21 protein-coding genes are annotated in these 15,385 nt (G+C 64.8%); 16 read left to right on the forward strand and 5 right to left on the reverse strand.

What is annotated here, in order from left to right; translation table 11 throughout:
• Window positions 1-43: 43 nt before the first annotated feature.
• Window positions 44-1,024 carry a GlxA family transcriptional regulator gene (locus tag GNT64_RS19555; protein ID WP_156681030.1) on the reverse strand — a complete coding sequence of 327 codons (981 nt, stop codon included), beginning with the start codon at window positions 1,022-1,024 and terminating at the stop codon, window positions 44-46.
• A gap of 199 nt (window positions 1,025-1,223) precedes the next feature.
• Between GNT64_RS19555 and GNT64_RS19560 the strand changes: the two genes are divergently transcribed.
• A complete protein-coding gene (locus tag GNT64_RS19560) occupies window positions 1,224-1,817 on the forward strand; it encodes a cysteine hydrolase family protein (protein ID WP_156681031.1) in 594 nt (197 codons plus the stop codon).
• Window positions 1,818-2,001: 184 nt separating this feature from the next.
• Here GNT64_RS19560 and GNT64_RS19565 read toward each other — a convergent pair whose 3' ends face one another.
• The 3 genes from GNT64_RS19565 to GNT64_RS19575 are packed head-to-tail and all read right to left on the reverse strand — an operon-like array spanning window position 2,002 to window position 4,457.
• Window positions 2,002-2,622 carry a LysE/ArgO family amino acid transporter gene (locus tag GNT64_RS19565; RefSeq protein WP_156681032.1) on the reverse strand — a complete coding sequence of 207 codons (621 nt, stop codon included), beginning with the start codon at window positions 2,620-2,622 and terminating at the stop codon, window positions 2,002-2,004.
• 22 nt (window positions 2,623-2,644) lie between these two features.
• The gene (locus GNT64_RS19570) at window positions 2,645-3,541 is read right to left on the reverse strand and encodes a PhzF family phenazine biosynthesis protein (protein ID WP_156681033.1); all 897 of its coding nucleotides are present in this window, start codon (window positions 3,539-3,541) and stop codon (window positions 2,645-2,647) included.
• A gap of 37 nt (window positions 3,542-3,578) precedes the next feature.
• Window positions 3,579-4,457, reverse strand: coding sequence for a DMT family transporter (locus GNT64_RS19575; RefSeq protein ID WP_156681034.1), 879 nt, complete (start codon window positions 4,455-4,457; stop codon window positions 3,579-3,581).
• 96 nt (window positions 4,458-4,553) lie between these two features.
• Between GNT64_RS19575 and GNT64_RS19580 the strand changes: the two genes are divergently transcribed.
• From GNT64_RS19580 to GNT64_RS22350, 12 genes are all read left to right on the forward strand, one after another.
• A complete protein-coding gene (locus tag GNT64_RS19580) occupies window positions 4,554-5,945 on the forward strand; it encodes an aminotransferase-like domain-containing protein (RefSeq protein ID WP_156681768.1) in 1,392 nt (463 codons plus the stop codon).
• A 161-nt stretch (window positions 5,946-6,106) separates the two neighbouring features.
• Window positions 6,107-6,418, forward strand: a complete 312-nt coding sequence (locus GNT64_RS19585; protein ID WP_156681035.1) for a hypothetical protein — start codon at window positions 6,107-6,109, stop codon at window positions 6,416-6,418.
• Window positions 6,419-7,249: 831 nt separating this feature from the next.
• Window positions 7,250-7,591, forward strand: a complete 342-nt coding sequence (locus tag GNT64_RS19590; RefSeq protein WP_156681036.1) for an ArsR/SmtB family transcription factor — start codon at window positions 7,250-7,252, stop codon at window positions 7,589-7,591.
• Window positions 7,581-8,045 (forward strand): SRPBCC family protein, encoded by a 465-nt coding sequence (locus tag GNT64_RS19595; RefSeq protein WP_156681037.1) that lies wholly within the window; start codon window positions 7,581-7,583, stop codon window positions 8,043-8,045. The genes GNT64_RS19590 and GNT64_RS19595 overlap by 11 nt, the downstream gene beginning before the upstream one ends.
• 20 nt (window positions 8,046-8,065) lie before the next feature.
• Window positions 8,066-8,485, forward strand: a complete 420-nt coding sequence (locus GNT64_RS19600; RefSeq protein WP_156681038.1) for a VOC family protein — start codon at window positions 8,066-8,068, stop codon at window positions 8,483-8,485.
• Window positions 8,486-8,535: 50 nt separating this feature from the next.
• Window positions 8,536-8,922, forward strand: a complete 387-nt coding sequence (locus GNT64_RS19605; protein ID WP_156681039.1) for a nuclear transport factor 2 family protein — start codon at window positions 8,536-8,538, stop codon at window positions 8,920-8,922.
• A 177-nt stretch (window positions 8,923-9,099) separates the two neighbouring features.
• The gene (locus GNT64_RS19610; RefSeq protein ID WP_231639112.1) at window positions 9,100-9,777 is read left to right on the forward strand and encodes a glutathione S-transferase family protein; all 678 of its coding nucleotides are present in this window, start codon (window positions 9,100-9,102) and stop codon (window positions 9,775-9,777) included.
• Window positions 9,778-9,917: 140 nt separating this feature from the next.
• A complete protein-coding gene (locus GNT64_RS19615; RefSeq protein WP_231639113.1) occupies window positions 9,918-10,712 on the forward strand; it encodes a LuxR family transcriptional regulator in 795 nt (264 codons plus the stop codon).
• A 70-nt stretch (window positions 10,713-10,782) separates the two neighbouring features.
• Complete coding sequence (locus GNT64_RS19620; protein WP_156681041.1) at window positions 10,783-11,421, forward strand: acyl-homoserine-lactone synthase; 639 nt, start codon at window positions 10,783-10,785, stop codon at window positions 11,419-11,421.
• On the forward strand, window positions 11,418-12,284 hold the full coding sequence (locus GNT64_RS19625) for a phytanoyl-CoA dioxygenase family protein (RefSeq protein ID WP_156681042.1): 867 nt from the start codon (window positions 11,418-11,420) through the stop codon (window positions 12,282-12,284). The genes GNT64_RS19620 and GNT64_RS19625 overlap by 4 nt, the downstream gene beginning before the upstream one ends.
• A gap of 9 nt (window positions 12,285-12,293) precedes the next feature.
• On the forward strand, window positions 12,294-12,476 hold the full coding sequence (locus GNT64_RS19630) for a transcriptional regulator domain-containing protein (protein ID WP_156681043.1): 183 nt from the start codon (window positions 12,294-12,296) through the stop codon (window positions 12,474-12,476).
• Between the two features lie 235 nt (window positions 12,477-12,711).
• On the forward strand, window positions 12,712-13,014 hold the full coding sequence (locus GNT64_RS22350; RefSeq protein WP_422396644.1) for a DNA -binding domain-containing protein: 303 nt from the start codon (window positions 12,712-12,714) through the stop codon (window positions 13,012-13,014).
• Window positions 13,015-13,057: 43 nt separating this feature from the next.
• Here the strand turns inward: GNT64_RS22350 and GNT64_RS19640 are convergent, their stop codons facing one another.
• On the reverse strand, window positions 13,058-13,264 hold the full coding sequence (locus GNT64_RS19640; RefSeq protein WP_156681045.1) for a helix-turn-helix domain-containing protein: 207 nt from the start codon (window positions 13,262-13,264) through the stop codon (window positions 13,058-13,060).
• A gap of 84 nt (window positions 13,265-13,348) precedes the next feature.
• On the opposite strand from GNT64_RS19640, the gene GNT64_RS19645 reads away from it, so the two are divergent.
• The 3 genes from GNT64_RS19645 (at window position 13,349) to GNT64_RS19655 (ending at window position 15,363) form a co-directional block, all read left to right on the forward strand.
• Window positions 13,349-13,615 carry a hypothetical protein gene (locus GNT64_RS19645; protein WP_156681046.1) on the forward strand — a complete coding sequence of 89 codons (267 nt, stop codon included), beginning with the start codon at window positions 13,349-13,351 and terminating at the stop codon, window positions 13,613-13,615.
• 369 nt (window positions 13,616-13,984) lie between these two features.
• Complete coding sequence (locus tag GNT64_RS19650; protein ID WP_156681047.1) at window positions 13,985-14,944, forward strand: ArdC family protein; 960 nt, start codon at window positions 13,985-13,987, stop codon at window positions 14,942-14,944.
• Window positions 14,941-15,363, forward strand: coding sequence for a DUF2958 domain-containing protein (locus tag GNT64_RS19655; RefSeq protein WP_156681048.1), 423 nt, complete (start codon window positions 14,941-14,943; stop codon window positions 15,361-15,363). The genes GNT64_RS19650 and GNT64_RS19655 overlap by 4 nt, the downstream gene beginning before the upstream one ends.
• Window positions 15,364-15,385 lie beyond the last annotated feature (22 nt).

Raw genomic sequence — 15,385 nt, forward strand, 5'->3', positions numbered from 1 at the left:
AGTTTAGCGAACGGGCAATAGCCGTACGATCGCTATCCCACGCTCACTGCACTGCCGCACTTTGCGACGCATGAGTACGACTTACCCGCCGGATAGCCTGCGGAGCCTGTCCGTACGCTCGGATGAATGCCTGTCGCATCTGCTCCGCGTCGTAGAAGCCAACGGAGCGTGCGATGGCTTCCAGGGACTGGCGCCCTTCCTCGACGAGGGGACGCGCAGCCTCCGCCCGCAGCCGCTCGATCGCTCTTGCCGGCGTGACGCCCGTCTCGGCTCGAAATGCCCTCCCGAATTGCCGTTCGCTCAAGCTCGCTTCGTCTGCAAGGCGCGACACCGGCAGCGGTTCACGAAGATGCTCACGCGCGAACGCCAGCGTTCGGCGAATGCGGTCCGAGGGTGGATCGAGCTCCAGCAGGGCAGAATATTGCGACTGCCCGCCGAGGCGACGGTGGTACACCACGAGGCCCCGCGCGATGTGTCGGGACACGGCAATCCCGAGATCCTCCTCCACCAGGGCAAGCGCGAGGTCGATCCCGGCCGTTCCTCCGGCAGAGGTCCAGACAGGCCCATCGTTGACGAAGATACGATCTACCTCGACCCGAGCATTGGGAAACCTGCTTTGCAGCTCGGTCGCGAAACGCCAATGAGTGGTGGCTCGGCGACCATTCAACAGACCCGCGTGGCCGAGCAGGAATGCTCCTGTGCACGTGCTCGCGATGCGCCGGGCAGAACCGGCCTGGTCACATATCGATCCGAGCACATGAGCTGGAGGCTGGCGGATTACATCGGGCGCGCCACCGAGGACGATCAGCGTGTCAACGGGGTCTCCGTCGTATGCCACGGTGTCGACCGATACGCCGCTCGAACTGACCACCTGTCCTGCCGACGCGGAAACAACCTGCCGATTGTAGGCGCCATCCTGAGCGGAGTTTGCGTGCGCGAACACAGACACAGTTCCGGCGAGGTCGAGGATGTCGAAACCGGGATAAACATGGAAGGCGACGCGGCGGGGGATGGCCGGATTCATCGGGAAAACGTCCTTTCCGCCATCGCGTCTGACAGCCAGATGCTGAAGTCAAGCCACTCGCGGGGCGTGAGGGATGCGATTTCAGGTTGCGAGAAGCGAATATCATCCTCTCGGGTGAGACACCGCGCCCGAAAAGAAGATCGGATGGCGACGGCATCCGCTCGCTGCACGTATGTGACGCCGTACGACAGGAATTTGGATGTCTCCTGATGCTGCAACGGCGCTACTCGTCGTAGATCTGCAGGAAGGTTTTCGCGATCCCGTCTTGGGGCGGCGCAACAATCCGACTGCAGAACAACGGGTCGCCGAGCTCTTGGCCGCATGGCGCCGCGCCGGCGCTCCAGCTCTCCACGTGCAGCACGATTCTCCAGGAACCGATGGCTTGTTCCGACGGGGAACGCCGGGCAATCTGCCCATGCCCGAGACTGCGGCGATCGAAGGCGAGCGCGTTTACCGCAAGATCGTCAGCAGTGCCTTCATCGGGACGAAGCTGGAGGCGGACCTGCGGGCCGCCGGAATAGAAGCGTTGGTCATCGTCGGGCTGACGACCAACCATTGCGTGTCCACCACCGCCCGAATGGCCGGCAATCTTGGTTTCCGCACGTTCGTCGTCGAGGATGCTACCGCGACATTCGATCGCATCGGGCTGGATGGGCGTGTTCGACCTGCAGCGGAAGTCCATGCCGCAGCGCTCAGTGATCTCGACGAGGAGTTCGCCACGATTGTAACGACAGCGACCATCCTCGACACCCTGTCGAAAATCACAAGGCGCAATCGCGATGGAGCGCGCTGAACCAAGTCCGAGAGAGACTGATGCATTTCCCGGACGCGGCGGCGTCCGTGACTGACTGGCGATGTTTCGGGCGTGCTTCAATCACCAAACCATTCCACAGAGCTCCTGGCGAGCGCCGGGATGATCGGAGAACAAGATCCGCGCTGACCATTGTCGCTGCTGCTGAGTGATAGAGGGGCTCGCTTCAGCGAAGCAGCAGGCCCAAGGCGAGCATCAACATGATGACCGCGACCGCTCCGTCCAACACTCGCCAGGCGATCGGTCGCGCCAGTAGTGGGCCGAGCAGTCTCGCGCCGTATCCGAGCGCGGCGAACCAGGTGCCGCTTGCGGTTGCGGCGCCGGCGACAAATGCCCAGCGCCCAACACCCGGCTGAGCGGCGCCGATCGATCCCATCAGCACCACCGTGTCCAGGTAAACATGCGGGTTGAGGAACGTGAAAGCGGCGGTCTTGCCCGCGATGGCGCGCAGCGAGGAAGGGGGTTGTCCGGATGTGGGCTGCAAGGCGCCCGGCTCGAGGGCCCGACGCAGCGCGCCGACGCCGTACCAGGCGAGGAACGCCGCACCCCCCAGAGCGAGCGCGCGGCTGAGCGCGGGTGCCCGCCCCAGCACGGCGCCAAGCCCGGCGACGCCTACCGCAACCAACAGAGCATCGGCACAAGCGCAGATCAGGACTACGGTGCCGACATGCTCGCGCTTCAGCCCTTGCCGGAGCACGAACATGTTCTGTGCACCGATCGCTGCAATGAGAGCTCCGGAGACCGCAAAGCCGGTCACGAACGAGGAGGCATGAGCGCCCAAGATCATCCTGCAGCCGGGTCCGGCAGGCTCATCGTTCCGTGTCCCTGACCTGCGCATGCCCGGCAAGAACCGGCACGCAGCGTCCGGCAACGGTCGCACGGATGCCGTCGGCACGCCGGCGCGCGGTGACGATGAGCAGGCTCGGACGTCCCATCTCCACGCCCTGTCGGACCTCGAACTCGGCGAAGTCGGCTGATCCGAGCGAGAGCAGGAGCGCGCCCAACGGGGCATTCGCGCTCCCCGTCGCCGGGTCCTCCCATGTGCCGGCGAGCGGCGCGAACATGCGCGCGCGCAGCCGACTGCCGTCGCCCGCATAGACGTGCAAAGAAAAACGGCCGGCCATCGAGGGGTGCGCGTCCTGGGCGGCCCGGAACTCGGAGACGTTCGGAAGGCAGCGGCTCAACGCTTCTTCCGTGACCTGCGCGAGCACGAACAGATTGCCGACCGAGGCGACGACCGGCTGGTGGGCAGAGACCACGACGTCCTCCACGGCCAGCCCGAGACAGGCAGCGATCGTCGCGGCCGGGATGGTCTCGCCCGTCGTCAGCGGCTGTGGAGCCGAGATGAGACCGCCGACAGCGCGGCCATCCTCGTCCGTCTCGATCTCGACGCGGACGAGACCTGCGGGAACCTCGAGCGTCAGTATCCCATCGCGTGCACGCCCTCGTTTCGCCAGCACGTAGCCGGTTCCGATGCTGGGATGACCCGCGAAAGGCATCTCGGCGGTACGGTTGAAGATGCGCACCCGGGCTGTGTTCGCCTCGTCTTCGGGCGGCAGCACGAAAGTCGTCTCGCTGAGGTTGAGCTCGGCGGCGAGCGCCTGCATCTCGGCCGCGGATAGACCTCGAGCATCCGGGAACACCGCCAGCGGATTGCCGCCGAACCGGCGATCGGTGAACACGTCGACCGTCTCGAACTCGTACATCAGACGCCCCAGCTACACGATCTGGAATGGAAATCGGTCATGCTCGGACCGTCGCGACGGAGAAATGGCGGGCACCAGCGACGCAGGCGATGACCGAGAGGAGGGCGACGACCATCCCCCAGCCGACCTGCTCGTGAAGCAGCAGCGCGGCCAGCCCGAGGCCGAAGAGCGGCTGGACGAGCTGGAGCTGCCCCACCGCCGCGATGCCCCCGAGCGCAAGCCCGCGATACCAGAACATGAAGCCGATCAGCATGCTGAACAGCGAGACATAAGCGAGCCCGATCAACGCCGGCACGCCGACGGTGGGCCAGTTCGGCCGCGCCGCGACGCCGAGTGCCAGGAGCGCGACCGGCAGGGTCAGAACCAGAGCCCAGCAGATGACCTGCCAGCCTCCGAGACGGCGCGACAGCACCGCACCCTCGGCATAGCCGAGCCCGCACAGGATGATCGCCGCCAGCATCAACATGTCGCCGGACAGGTGAGACAAGGCCGAGGGTGACCACGCATAGCTCCCGACACAAAGTCCGCCGAGCACCGCGAACAGCCAGAAGCCCCGCGCTGGACGCTCCCGCGCGCGCCATACCGCGAAGATCGCGGTCGATAGCGGCAGCAGCCCCGTGAAGATGATCGAGGAGGCGGCGTTCATCCGCTGCAGCGCCAAGGCCGTCAGCAGCGGAAATCCGAGAATTACGCCCAGCGCTACGATCAGCAATGATCTCACGTCGGCCTTCTTCGGAAGCGGCTGGCGGGACAGCGCGAGCACCACGAAGCCGATAACCCCGGCGATGGCAGCCCGCACGAGCGTCAGGAACACCGGGTCGAGATCGGTGACCGCCAGACGAGTGGCTGGCAGCGAGCCACTGAAGATCAGCACGCCGATCAGGCCGCATGTCCATCCTTCGAGCGTCTTGTTCATGACTCCTCTTGCCGCAAAGACAGCGTTCAGCGACAGAGACAATCCAGTAAGGTTGAAGCAAACTGTACCGGTCCGAGGAGCAGCAAGGTGTCGAACATGGCCGGCTCAGGAGGCGGAACTCTGGTCCAGCGGATCATCGACGGCGTCCATCGCCAGATTGCTTCGCGCGCCCTGCAGCCGGGAGCCAAGCTGCCTTCGATCCGCAGCGCCGCTGAGGCAGCGCAGGTCTCCAAGTCGACGGTGGTAGAGGCCTACGACCGGCTCGCGAGCGAGGGGGTCATTCTCTCGCGGCGGGGATCGGGCTTCTTCGTTGCCAGGCAGGGAGAGCCCCTGTCGCTCGCCGACATCGCGCCTCGCCTGGACCGCGCGGTGGATCCGCTCTGGGTGTCGCGCCAGTCGCTGGAGACGGGCGACGACGTCCTCAAGCCGGGCTGCGGCTGGCTGCCACCCGACTGGCTGCCCAAGGGAGAGGTCCGGCGAGCGTTGCGCACGCTTGCCCGCGCCGACGATGGCGCGCTCGCCGACTACGGCACACCGCTGGGCCTGCTTCCGCTCCGTCAACTGCTGGCGCGGCGACTAGGCGAGCGCGGCATCCATTGCAGCCCCTCGCAACTCATGCTGACCGAAAGCGGCACCCAGGCGATAGACCTGCTCTGCCGGCTACTGATCGCGCCGGGTGACGTCGTGCTGGTCGACGATCCCTGCTACTTCAATTTCCACGCACTTCTGCGCGCCCACCGTGCGACGATCATCAGCGTGCCGATGACCGCGGAAGGGCCGGATATGGCCGCGTTCGAACAAGCCCTGATCGACCGGCAACCGCGGCTCTACATCACCAACTCGGGCGTGCACAATCCGACCGGCGCGACGCTTTCGCTGACGACGGCGCATCGTCTGTTGCGGCTCGCGGACAGGTATGACCTGACGATCATCGAAGACGATATCTTTGCCGACCTCGAGGACGAGCCGGCCCCGCGGCTCGCGGCGCTGGACGGGCTGGAGCGGGTCATCCACATCGCCAGCTTCTCGAAGACGCTCTCGGCCGCGGTCCGCTGTGGCTACATCGCGATCCGGTCCGACTGGCTGGACCGGCTTGTCGACCTCTCGATCGCGACCATGTTCGGCGCGGGCCGGCTGTCCAGCGAGCTGGTGTTGCATGTCCTCCAGGACGGAAGTTACCGCCGTCATCTTCAAGGGCTTCGGGCGCGCCTCCGCGTCGCCAGAGGGGAAACCGCCCAGCAGCTCGGCGAACACGGCGTCGTGCCATGGATCGAGCCACGTGCGGGGATGTTCCTGTGGTGTCGCTTGCCAGACGGTATGAACGCTGCCCAGTGTGCGCGCCGGGCGCTGGACAAGAACATCGTCTTGGCGCCTGGCAATGTGTTCAGCCTCGCCCAGTCCGCGACCGGCTTCATGCGCTTCAACGTCGCCCAATGCGTCGGCCCAGGCGTGTTCGATCTTCTGCGAGAGGTGCTTGTCCAGGATTGACTTGCCCGCCCACCATATTTAACGCATCGGTTAAATTCCAGAGTCCCCGTCGCCCGCTGGGTTGCCGGGCAGCTTGCAGGCGATCGTCCCGCAAGTCGAAGACGATCCGATGGTCGGGGCTGTGCATGCCAGGGCGACGCCCGCTGGAGGAGCAGGATCGAATGCGTTTTTCCGCAGCGGTGACGGCAGTCCTTCTAAGTCCTGCGTTGCTCGGCAACGCTTGGACTGGTGCCGATCGAACCGAGCAAGCGCGGTCGAACTACGAAGAACTTATGAACGGTCATAAGCAACTTCATCAGCTCACGCCGCAAGAGCAGGCTGATGTCCTTGCTCTCGACAATGCACTCCATCCGCGCGACACACGCACTCGCTCGCAGCGCTGCGTGGACGAGGAGTTCAAGCGTGTCGGTGGCTCGCCGAGCAATCTCGAGCGTCGCGTGATCGACATGAAATGCCGAGAACCCTGGGACTAGGTCCCAGCTGCGGCAGGACTGTGCGCACGTACGGGAAGGCGAGATGCTCGAGCTACTGGAAGAGCGGAACCGAGCCGCGAGCCCATCGCCGCGCATCCACGGGCGATCGCGCGCCCTGCCATACACCGCATGCCGCAGTGTCTGCCCGAGATGATCCAGGGTCGTCGTAATCCGCCACGAGGACCACGAACGCCGAACCATCACCATCGAGCAATGCCCGCCTTGCGCGCCTGAGACGTACGCCCGTAAAGACATGCGACGTTTGCCCGGTCCGATAGGCACCGAAATCGGCGGTCCATGGTGACACTGGGAAGCCGCGTTGCCCTTCACCGGGAATGCCGAGGGGTCGACCACCCGGCGACGCGTGGGTCGCATCACATCGCCCCACCGAACGCATGACAAACCTGTGCAATCCCAGCGATCTTCCCACGGGAGCCTCGATGTTCACGAACACGTACAGATCGTGGCCCTTCATGGCCGCGTAGGCTCGTCCGACCTCCTTGCCATCATTATCCCTGAGCAGTGCTACGGCAGCAGTGTCTTGCGCGGCGGGTGAGGAACGCCCCACTCCCATGCAACCGCCGAGGCTCAGAACGCCCAGGATCGGCAGCCATCGACGCAAACAAGAAATCATAGACTACCCTCTCGCGGACGCCGCTCTGTTGGCATCTGTCTCCTCCCCGATCCTGCCGACCGGAGATGTTCCGCCCCGCAGGCTCCTCCCGCGCGCTCCCCGCCCTACCGCGTCAAATGATTCGAGCAGACGCGAGCGTTGTCGGTTGACTCACAAGGCCCGCTTACTTAACATACTCGTTAAATAAGAGGAAGCCGATGGCCGAAGATCTCTTGAACGAGCGCTTTGCAGCACTTGCAGACCCGACGCGGCGTGCCATCCTCATGCGCCTCAGCCGAGGCGTCATGTCCGTGAACGAGCTCGCGCAGCCGTTCGCCATGAGCTTGCCGGCGATTTCACGGCATCTGAAGGTTCTGGAGAGATCGGGGCTCATCAGCCGAAGCAAGACTGCCCAGCAGCGTCCGGCTCGCTTCGAACCGAAGGCGATGCGAGCTGTCGCCGAGTGGGTCGATCAATATCGCGTCTTCTGGGACGCAAGCTTCGATCGCCTCGACGAGTATCTCAAAGACATCAACGGCGGCGACGGCAATGGCGACTGATCCGATTGTCGACGATCGTCCGACGCTTCACATCCGACGGCTGTTCGACGCCCCGCGAGCGCTGCTCTGGGCCGCATGGACCAGGCCGGAGATGATCGTGCGCTGGCTCGGGCCAGTCGAGTGGCCTGCAGTCAGCGCGACGTCCGACCTGAGGGTCGGCGGTCGCTGGTCAGCGACGCTGGAGTCCGCCGATGGCAGCCGTTCACTGCGCCAACATGGCGTGTACCTCGAGATCGTCCCCGAAGAGCGCCTGATCTTCACGTTCAGGTGGGAAGGCGACCACGAGGATGGGGCACCGGTCGATACGCAAGTCACGGTCGCGCTGGATGACGCCCCGGGCGGCCGGACGAGGCTCGACTTCACCCATGCCGAATTGAAGTCCGCCCAGAGCCTCGCGGGCCACCGCCACGGTTGGGAGAGCTCATTCGGCCGGCTGGATGCCTGGCTTGCATAACGATCGAAGGAGTCCTGTTCATGAAGCTTGTCACGAACCTGTTATTCAATGGCCAGTGCCGGGCGGCTTTCGAGCGCTACGCCGCGATCTTCGGTGGCAAGATCACGACGATGATCACCTTCGCGGACGCGCCGGAAGGCGCGGTTCCGGACTGCGCCCGGGCGACGGACGGCATCATGCATGCCTGGCTCGAAGCAGGCGACCAGGCGATCATGGGGTGCGATACACCTCCGGAATTCGGTCGGGAGATGGCCGGCTTTTCGGCAAGCTTCCACACGGGCGACGTCGAGGACGCGCGCCGCGTGTTTGAAGCGCTCGCTGAAGGCGGAACCGTCACCATGCCTTTCGACACGTCCTTCTGGTCACCGGGATTCGGCATGCTGACCGACCGCTTCGGCACGCCGTGGGTCATCAATACGAACCCGGAGATGCCGAACTGATGGCGCTCTTCCCTGTTCGAGCTCGCATCTTGGAAGCCAGGCCCTGAGCCATGGCGTCCGAGTTCGATGACATCGCATTCTCGCAAGCTTGGGTCGCAGCGTGGAACGCCCACGACGTCGACGCCGTCCTGAGGCATTTCCATGACGAGGTGATCTTCACATCGCCTGTTGCGGTGCACATCGGGTTCGCGCCCGACGGCGTGGTGAAGGGCAAGGATGCGCTTCGGAGCTATTGGCTCGAAGCCCTGCGCCGCAACCCCGGACTTCATTTCGACCTCACCGCATGCTGGCGCGGCGTGAACACAGTCGTCATCGGCTACCGTAATCAACTCGGCCACGATCGCGTGGAGGTGCTGACGTTCCTCGGTGCATTGGTCATCGAAGGGCACGGCCTGTTCGGCCGGCCGTTGGCAGTGTCCGAAGGCGTCGAGCGGTGATGCCGACCAGTTCGATCATCGCTTGCGGAACGGATGCCGTAGACCCGGCACTCGCCGTTTTCTCGTGCCCAATCGAATATGAAAATCGCTATTCCGCGGCAGATCATCTGCCTCTCTTCAATCCCGCAGGCACCAAAGAACGACGTGCCCGCATGTCCGCACAATAAGGGTTATTCCATGAAGCTGTTGAACTCGTTCGTATCTCCATTCGCCGCGAGGGTACGGTTGGCGATCTACGCTTACGACCTGCGGGTCGAGATAGCGCCTTCCGGCCAGTGGCTGCCGGACTTCCAGAAGTCACCGGACTATCTGGCGATCAATCCCATCGGGAAGGTGCCGACGCTCGTGCTCGACGACGGCACCGGGCTTCCGGAGTCGACGGTCATCGTCGAATACCTCGCCGACGCGTTTGCAACCGGCTTGCGACCGCGAGACGCGCAGGCGGCCGCTCGGGCTCGCCTGCTCGCCCACCTCATGGAAATCTATGTGCAGGAGCCCGGCAGCCCACTCATCGGGCAGATCTTCTCCGGTGAACGGAACGCTGGACGCATTGAGGGCTGCATCGCTGCCATTGATCAAGGCTTGTCGCACGTCGATCACTTCATTGCCGCCGGAACTTCGGCGACGACGCGCGAGATCACCATCGCCGACTGTGCGCTGGTTCCTTATCTCTACTTCTTCGTGGACAAGATGGTGCCCGCGGTGGGCGGGGCACCGCTCATTAACAAACATCCAGCGGTCGCCGCCTACTGGGAACAGATGCAGGAAGTGCCGACCGTGCAGAAGGTGCTGGGCGAGATGCACACGGCGATCGCCCAGTCGCCGCTCAAGAAGCTTCTGTCCGCGTCGGACTGACGTCGCCGGCGCTCGACCCTATCGCGAGCGCGCCGGCGGCGCGCTTCAAAACGAAGCGGACGGACACAGAGTAGAGGGACGGCAAGGAACGAGAGACCTGCTGATTGCCGCGGGATACGCTCCTTGAGGAGTGAAGGCGGATGGCACTTCGGGCCAACGGGATGGAGCTTGGCCTCGCTTCCAGTGTGGCCACGACCGACGCCATTCTGCGCGCCCTGGCCGCCGTGCGCACCCGGGAAGAGCTAGCCGGCCTCATGGATGAAATCACCCATGAACTAGGGTTTCGGCATTACGCTCTCGTTCATCACGCTGATCTTCGTGGCAACCCAGTCGGCCGGGTCCGGCTGACCGACTATCCCGCAATCATCGAGGCACGTCTCATTGACGAAGGGATGTGGCGTCGCGACCCGGTAATCAGGGGCTGCATATACGCACGGCAGGCGTTCTGCTGGTCAGACTTGCCGGGTTTGATGGAACTGAACCGCGACGATCGGGAAAGCTTCGCACAAGGCGCGAAGTTCGGTCTCCAGGAAGGCATCACAGTGCCATGCCTGGCCCTCGGCGAACCGAACGGTTCCTGCACGTTCGCCGGCAGCATCGCTCCCGAACGCGCAGCGCATCGGCTCGGCATGGCTCACATGATCGGCATCTTCGCCTTCCAGGCAGCCAGGCGCGTTCTCAACGCCACTGCCCAGCCTCCTGCGCCCAGGAAAAGGCTCCATCCTCGTCCTCGTGATTGCGTCGTCCTGGCTGGACGCGGCTTCTCCAACAAGGAGATCGCGCGCGCCTTGCACCTGACTCCGCGCACGGTGGATGGCTATCTCCGCGATGCCAGAAATCTCTTGGACGCTCATGATCGCACACAGTTGGTGATCTCCGCGCTGCTCGCCGGCGAAGTCGGGCTTGACGAAGTACAGCGCAGTCAACCCGCGTAATTACGCGGTCTAGAGCCCGCGGCCCCGCGATGCTCCCTTAGGCGTGCAAGACACGCATGGGAGCAAGCCAATGATCCAGATCATCGAAGGCAATCGCGGCAAGCCGTTTGACCGCCTGATCGAGTCCATGTTCGCGGATCGAAAGCGCCTGTTCGTCGACCTGTTTGGCTGGGACGTGCCCGTCGTCGCCGGCAACCTGGAGATCGACCAGTTCGACCGGGAGGGCACCGTCTACGTGGTCGCGGCATCGCCGGACGGCAAGCACGAAGCATCCCTGCGCCTGATGCCGAGCGAGGGGCCCCATATGCTCGCTGACCTGTTCCCCGGCCTTTGCCCCGGCGGCGTACCGGTTGGCGATGCCACATGGGAGAGCACGCGGCTTTGCCTCCCTCAGCGGCATGGCGCGGCGCGTCGCAAGGAACTGCGCAACGCGCTCATCTCCGCGATGGTGGACTTCTCTCTGGAACGCGGCATCGAGCGCATCACGGGCATTCTCCCCGAAACCTTCCGCAAGGAAGTCCTGTCGATGGGGTGGCTCGCCGAAGCGCTCGGACCTCCCGTCCGGATGGCCGGCGGGCCCGTGGGTGCATTCGCAGTCCATGTGCGCGCCGATACGCCCGATCGCCTGCGCTGGAACGGCGTCTACGTCGACGCGCGCGCCGATCCCGACGTGCGGCAGCCCCTGGTTGGTCAGGAGTGCTTGTCATGAGCTGGCCGATGGGCCGGTTGGCAGTCGACCTCCACCGCGATGGCTGGACCGTCATGCCGGGAGCCATCGATCCGGCGATCATCCGTGATCTCGAGGACGACCTTTCCCCGCGCTTCGTCGCCACGCCGATGTCGCGCGGTGCCTTCTACGGCGAGCGCACGAAACGGTTCGGGGCGCTCCTATCGCGCTCAAGGCTTGTCTCGGGCTTGGTCATGCATCCAACGGTGCTGGGGATTGCCGACATCGTCCTGTCACCCTGGTGCGACCGCATCGCCCTGAACCTCACCCAGGCGATCGAGATCCATCCCGGAGCACTGCCGCAACTGCCGCATCGCGACCAAGACATGTGGCCCGGACCCAAGGGCGGCATGGAATATCTGGTCAACGTCATGTGGCCGCTGACTCCGTTCACACGCGCGAATGGCGGCACGCGGCTGTGGACAGGAAGTCACCTGGACCAGAACAATCCCGTCCTGCCAGAGGAGAACTCGGTCGTCCCCAGCCTATATCCGGGGGACGCACTGATCTTCCTTGGCTCCACCTTGCACGGCGGTGGCGGAAACGTGAGTGTGAACCCGCGTCGCGGGATCGTCATCAGCTACTGCCTGGGCTGGCTGAAGCCGTTCGAGCTGCAATGGCTCGTCTACCCGCCCCAGGTCGCGCGCAACTTCTCGCCGGAACTCGCCGGGCTCGTCGGCTATGCCCAGCACCGTCCCAACCTCGGAAACGTCGAGGGGCAATGCCCTTCCATCCTTCTTCGTGAGAACGTGCCGGACAACCGGCCGGCGATCGATGCGCTGCGACCCGACCAAGCCGAGGCCGCCGGGATGTTCGTCCGGTCCCAACAGGGCGCGGCCGGCTGATCGCTCGCCATGGTGATGCGCGACCCGCTCGCCTACCAGGCGATCATCCGCCACGGACGACCCGCGCTCGCATGGGAAGTGCTTCGTCGCGATCCCGCGTACCGTGCGGCCTTCTGCCGGGCGAGGATGCCCGAGCCGGGCTTTGCGGCCGACGAGCGCTTCGTGGCCGATTGGGGGCTTCACTTTCCCTGAGGATCCAGCCCGGACTTGCGCCTCCGTCCTGCCGATGTGGTCGGCAGCCCTGGACCCGTGCGTGCTCGCGGCACGCGCGGCGCCGGCGGTTGCGGGAGGCGCGCGTTTGTGGGACGCACGATCCGACGTCACGCGAATGCTGCGAGGAGCGGGCGTCGAGCATTGGCAGGTCGTTCGCGGCGGCACGGTTGTTCGCCTCGATTTGGCCAACGGTAGGACGGCGGCCGGGCCCGTCATGCTCCGCTTCGATCTGGCGGATGATGACCGCCTCGTCGCGCAGGTGGCAGCAATTAGGGCCTTGCGGGAGCCAAGGCTTAGCGGGCAGGAGAGCCTTCGTTTGGCGGCCAAGCTGCTTGCATTAGAGGCTGTCGATGCGCGAAGCGACGGTGCCAGCCTGAGGGAGACAGCTGCCTCAATCCTCGGACCCGGTGATTGGCCGGGCGATGGCGAGCACAGGAAATCTTATGTGAGAAGGTTGCTGAAGATCGGGGAGCAAATGATCCGGGCGGGCCCGCGAGCTATTCTCGATCAGTTTTGAGTATCTCCTGGATCCGTTGCTTGGTCTCTTCGCTAGCGAGAAATCACGACTTTATAAGATTACACGCTTCCGTGTTCAACGCCTCAGCGAGCTTTCCGAGAATTGTTACACTTGCAGACACGCGTGCTCGTTCGATCGAGCCAATATATCGTGAACTCAGACCAGTCAGGTCTGCCACATCTTCTTGCGTCAGATTGCGCTCATGGCGAACTCGACGAAGATTCGTCGCCAGAACGTGCTTCAGATCCATCCCGCTTGGATCAGGGGACAGGAACGAAAGTTCTAGGAACGATAGTTCCTATTCGCTATCGGTTGGCTCTCTGGAGGGACTTCTATGAGCTTGATCGACCGATTGGCGCCAACGGAAAGCACGATGGTCGAGTATGATCGCCGTAATCTGGCGCTCTACGCTGCGTTGTTGGATGCTGACAATGCTGGCTGCGATTGGCAGGACACCGCCTCTTCCGTTCTGCGGCTCGATGTCAGCGATGACCATGCCAAAGCGTGCTGGCGTTCCCATCTCGAACGTGCACGATGGATAGTTGGCGAGGGACTTGCAAACGCGCTGCTGGCCCTGAACGAACGGCCGCCTCTAACTTAGATCGATAGAGGGCGCCTCGCACGGCTGTGCGACCGCGCTCTACTCCGACCGGCGCCAAGGCGCCGATCTACGCCAAGCCCCGTGCCGGGTCTTGGCCGTCCGGCGACGATCGCTGGCGTCATTGTGGACGCCGCGCCTCGCCGCGGCGGCGTTGCCTGTGCCTCTCCCGGTACGGCGGGTGCGGGCGGCGCTCCCGGCTAGGTCCGTCGCGACCTGCGGCAACCCCTTCGCCTGGCTTCGGGGTGCTCCACTTCGTTTCGCCCTGACGGTGCCGCCGGCCGCTGGAGCCGGACCTTTTGGTCGCGTTTCGCCGCCCACCCCCGCCTTCCGGGGAGGCTTTGCTTTTCGGGGTGGCGATGGAGGATAGCGATGCGAGAAGCCGCCAGTCGTCGTGCCAACCGCAAGGTTTCGGGCGATGATCGTCAGACCGACAACCGGGTGAGCCTCTATGACGAGGTGACCGCGCGGATCGTTTCCGAGTTGGAGGCGGGTCGCCTGCCTTGGGTCCAGCCGTGGGGATCGACCGGCAGCGCGGGTCCGGGCCTGCCGCGCAATGCGCTCACCGCGCGCAGCTATTCGGGCGTCAATGTACTGATCCTATGGGGCGCGGTCATCGAGCACGGCTTTCCGTCGCAATCGTGGCTGACCTTCCGGCAGGCGCAGGAAGCGGGCGGGTGCGTCCGCAAGGGCGAGCATGGCGTCACCGTCGTCTTTGCCGACCGCTTCACCCCCGAGGCCGAGAAGGAACGGGCCTCGCGCGAGGGTGGCGACCCCAAGGCGGTGCCGTTCCTCAAGCGGTTCACCGTCTTCAATGTCGCGCAGTGCGAGGGACTGCGCGCCGGGCTGGCGTCCGATCCCGCGTCGCTGCCCGAGCGCGAGATCGTGCCCGTCGCCGAGGAGGTGATCGCGGCCTCAGGCGTCGACTTCCACATCGGCGGCGACCGCGCCTTCTATGTCCCATCGCTCGATTTCGTGCAGGTGCCGCCGCAGCCCGCCTTCTTCGAGCAGGTCAACTATTACCGGACCTGCCTGCACGAACTGACTCACGCCACCGGCCACGCCAAGCGGCTGGCCCGCGACCTGACCAACGGCTTCGGCAGCAAGGACTATGCGCGGGAGGAACTGGTCGCCGAAATGGGATCGGCTTTCCTCTGTGCCGCGCTCGGCATCATGCCGACCGTGCGCCACGCCGACTATGTCGGCTCATGGCTGGACGTGCTGCGCGAGGACAACCGCGCGATCTTCCGCGCGGCCAGCGCCGCGACCAAGGCGGCCGAATGGCTGCTCGCGCGGCATCGCGAGGCCCAGGACGAGAGGATCGCGGCATGATCCTCTTGCTCCCCGAAACCCGCTTCGCGCTGCGCGCCAACGAAATCAACCGGCGCGCCGCCGCGTCCGCAGAAAGGGCTGAACCGGACCCGGTGCCGGTGCTCAAGCTGTTCAACCCGCTCGGCGCGGCGACATGGCTGGCGACCGAACTCGGCGACGACGGAGACACCCTGTTCGGCCTTGCCGACCTCGGCTTCGGCTGTCCGGAACTCGGCTATTTCAGCCTGTCCGAGATCGCCGGCGTCCGGCTACCGTTCGGCATGGTGATCGAGCGCGACCTGTCGTTCGAGAGCGCTTTCCCCTTATCCGTCTGGGCCGATACCGCGCGCCGCGCCGGTCCAATCCTCGGGGCGCAAACCCTCTTGTACCGGGCCGTATCGCCGCCCGGTGCCGATGAGCTTCCGCTGTCTGGCGGATGACGTGGCGGCGCGTTTCGCCGCT

This window comes from Sphingomonas profundi (genome assembly GCF_009739515.1).
In the GTDB taxonomy this organism is placed as follows: Bacteria; Pseudomonadota; Alphaproteobacteria; order Sphingomonadales; family Sphingomonadaceae; genus Alterirhizorhabdus; species Alterirhizorhabdus profundi.

Bases quoted from the DNA above. Each gene is read 5' to 3' on its own strand.
- GNT64_RS19555 (WP_156681030.1), bottom strand. From the start codon at position 1,024: ATGAATCCGGCCATCCCCCGCCGCGTCGCCTTCCATGTTTATCCCGGT.
- GNT64_RS19560 (WP_156681031.1), top strand. From the start codon at position 1,224: ATGTCTCCTGATGCTGCAACGGCGCTACTCGTCGTAGATCTGCAGGAA.
- GNT64_RS19565 (WP_156681032.1), bottom strand. From the start codon at position 2,622: ATGATCTTGGGCGCTCATGCCTCCTCGTTCGTGACCGGCTTTGCGGTC.
- GNT64_RS19570 (WP_156681033.1), bottom strand. From the start codon at position 3,541: ATGTACGAGTTCGAGACGGTCGACGTGTTCACCGATCGCCGGTTCGGC.
- GNT64_RS19575 (WP_156681034.1), bottom strand. From the start codon at position 4,457: ATGAACAAGACGCTCGAAGGATGGACATGCGGCCTGATCGGCGTGCTG.
- GNT64_RS19580 (WP_156681768.1), top strand. From the start codon at position 4,554: ATGGCCGGCTCAGGAGGCGGAACTCTGGTCCAGCGGATCATCGACGGC.
- GNT64_RS19585 (WP_156681035.1), top strand. From the start codon at position 6,107: ATGCGTTTTTCCGCAGCGGTGACGGCAGTCCTTCTAAGTCCTGCGTTG.
- GNT64_RS19590 (WP_156681036.1), top strand. From the start codon at position 7,250: ATGGCCGAAGATCTCTTGAACGAGCGCTTTGCAGCACTTGCAGACCCG.
- GNT64_RS19595 (WP_156681037.1), top strand. From the start codon at position 7,581: ATGGCGACTGATCCGATTGTCGACGATCGTCCGACGCTTCACATCCGA.
- GNT64_RS19600 (WP_156681038.1), top strand. From the start codon at position 8,066: ATGAAGCTTGTCACGAACCTGTTATTCAATGGCCAGTGCCGGGCGGCT.
- GNT64_RS19605 (WP_156681039.1), top strand. From the start codon at position 8,536: ATGGCGTCCGAGTTCGATGACATCGCATTCTCGCAAGCTTGGGTCGCA.
- GNT64_RS19610 (WP_231639112.1), top strand. From the start codon at position 9,100: ATGAAGCTGTTGAACTCGTTCGTATCTCCATTCGCCGCGAGGGTACGG.
- GNT64_RS19615 (WP_231639113.1), top strand. From the start codon at position 9,918: ATGGCACTTCGGGCCAACGGGATGGAGCTTGGCCTCGCTTCCAGTGTG.
- GNT64_RS19620 (WP_156681041.1), top strand. From the start codon at position 10,783: ATGATCCAGATCATCGAAGGCAATCGCGGCAAGCCGTTTGACCGCCTG.
- GNT64_RS19625 (WP_156681042.1), top strand. From the start codon at position 11,418: ATGAGCTGGCCGATGGGCCGGTTGGCAGTCGACCTCCACCGCGATGGC.
- GNT64_RS19630 (WP_156681043.1), top strand. From the start codon at position 12,294: ATGGTGATGCGCGACCCGCTCGCCTACCAGGCGATCATCCGCCACGGA.
- GNT64_RS22350 (WP_422396644.1), top strand. From the start codon at position 12,712: ATGCTCCGCTTCGATCTGGCGGATGATGACCGCCTCGTCGCGCAGGTG.
- GNT64_RS19640 (WP_156681045.1), bottom strand. From the start codon at position 13,264: ATGGATCTGAAGCACGTTCTGGCGACGAATCTTCGTCGAGTTCGCCAT.
- GNT64_RS19645 (WP_156681046.1), top strand. From the start codon at position 13,349: ATGAGCTTGATCGACCGATTGGCGCCAACGGAAAGCACGATGGTCGAG.
- GNT64_RS19650 (WP_156681047.1), top strand. From the start codon at position 13,985: ATGCGAGAAGCCGCCAGTCGTCGTGCCAACCGCAAGGTTTCGGGCGAT.
- GNT64_RS19655 (WP_156681048.1), top strand. From the start codon at position 14,941: ATGATCCTCTTGCTCCCCGAAACCCGCTTCGCGCTGCGCGCCAACGAA.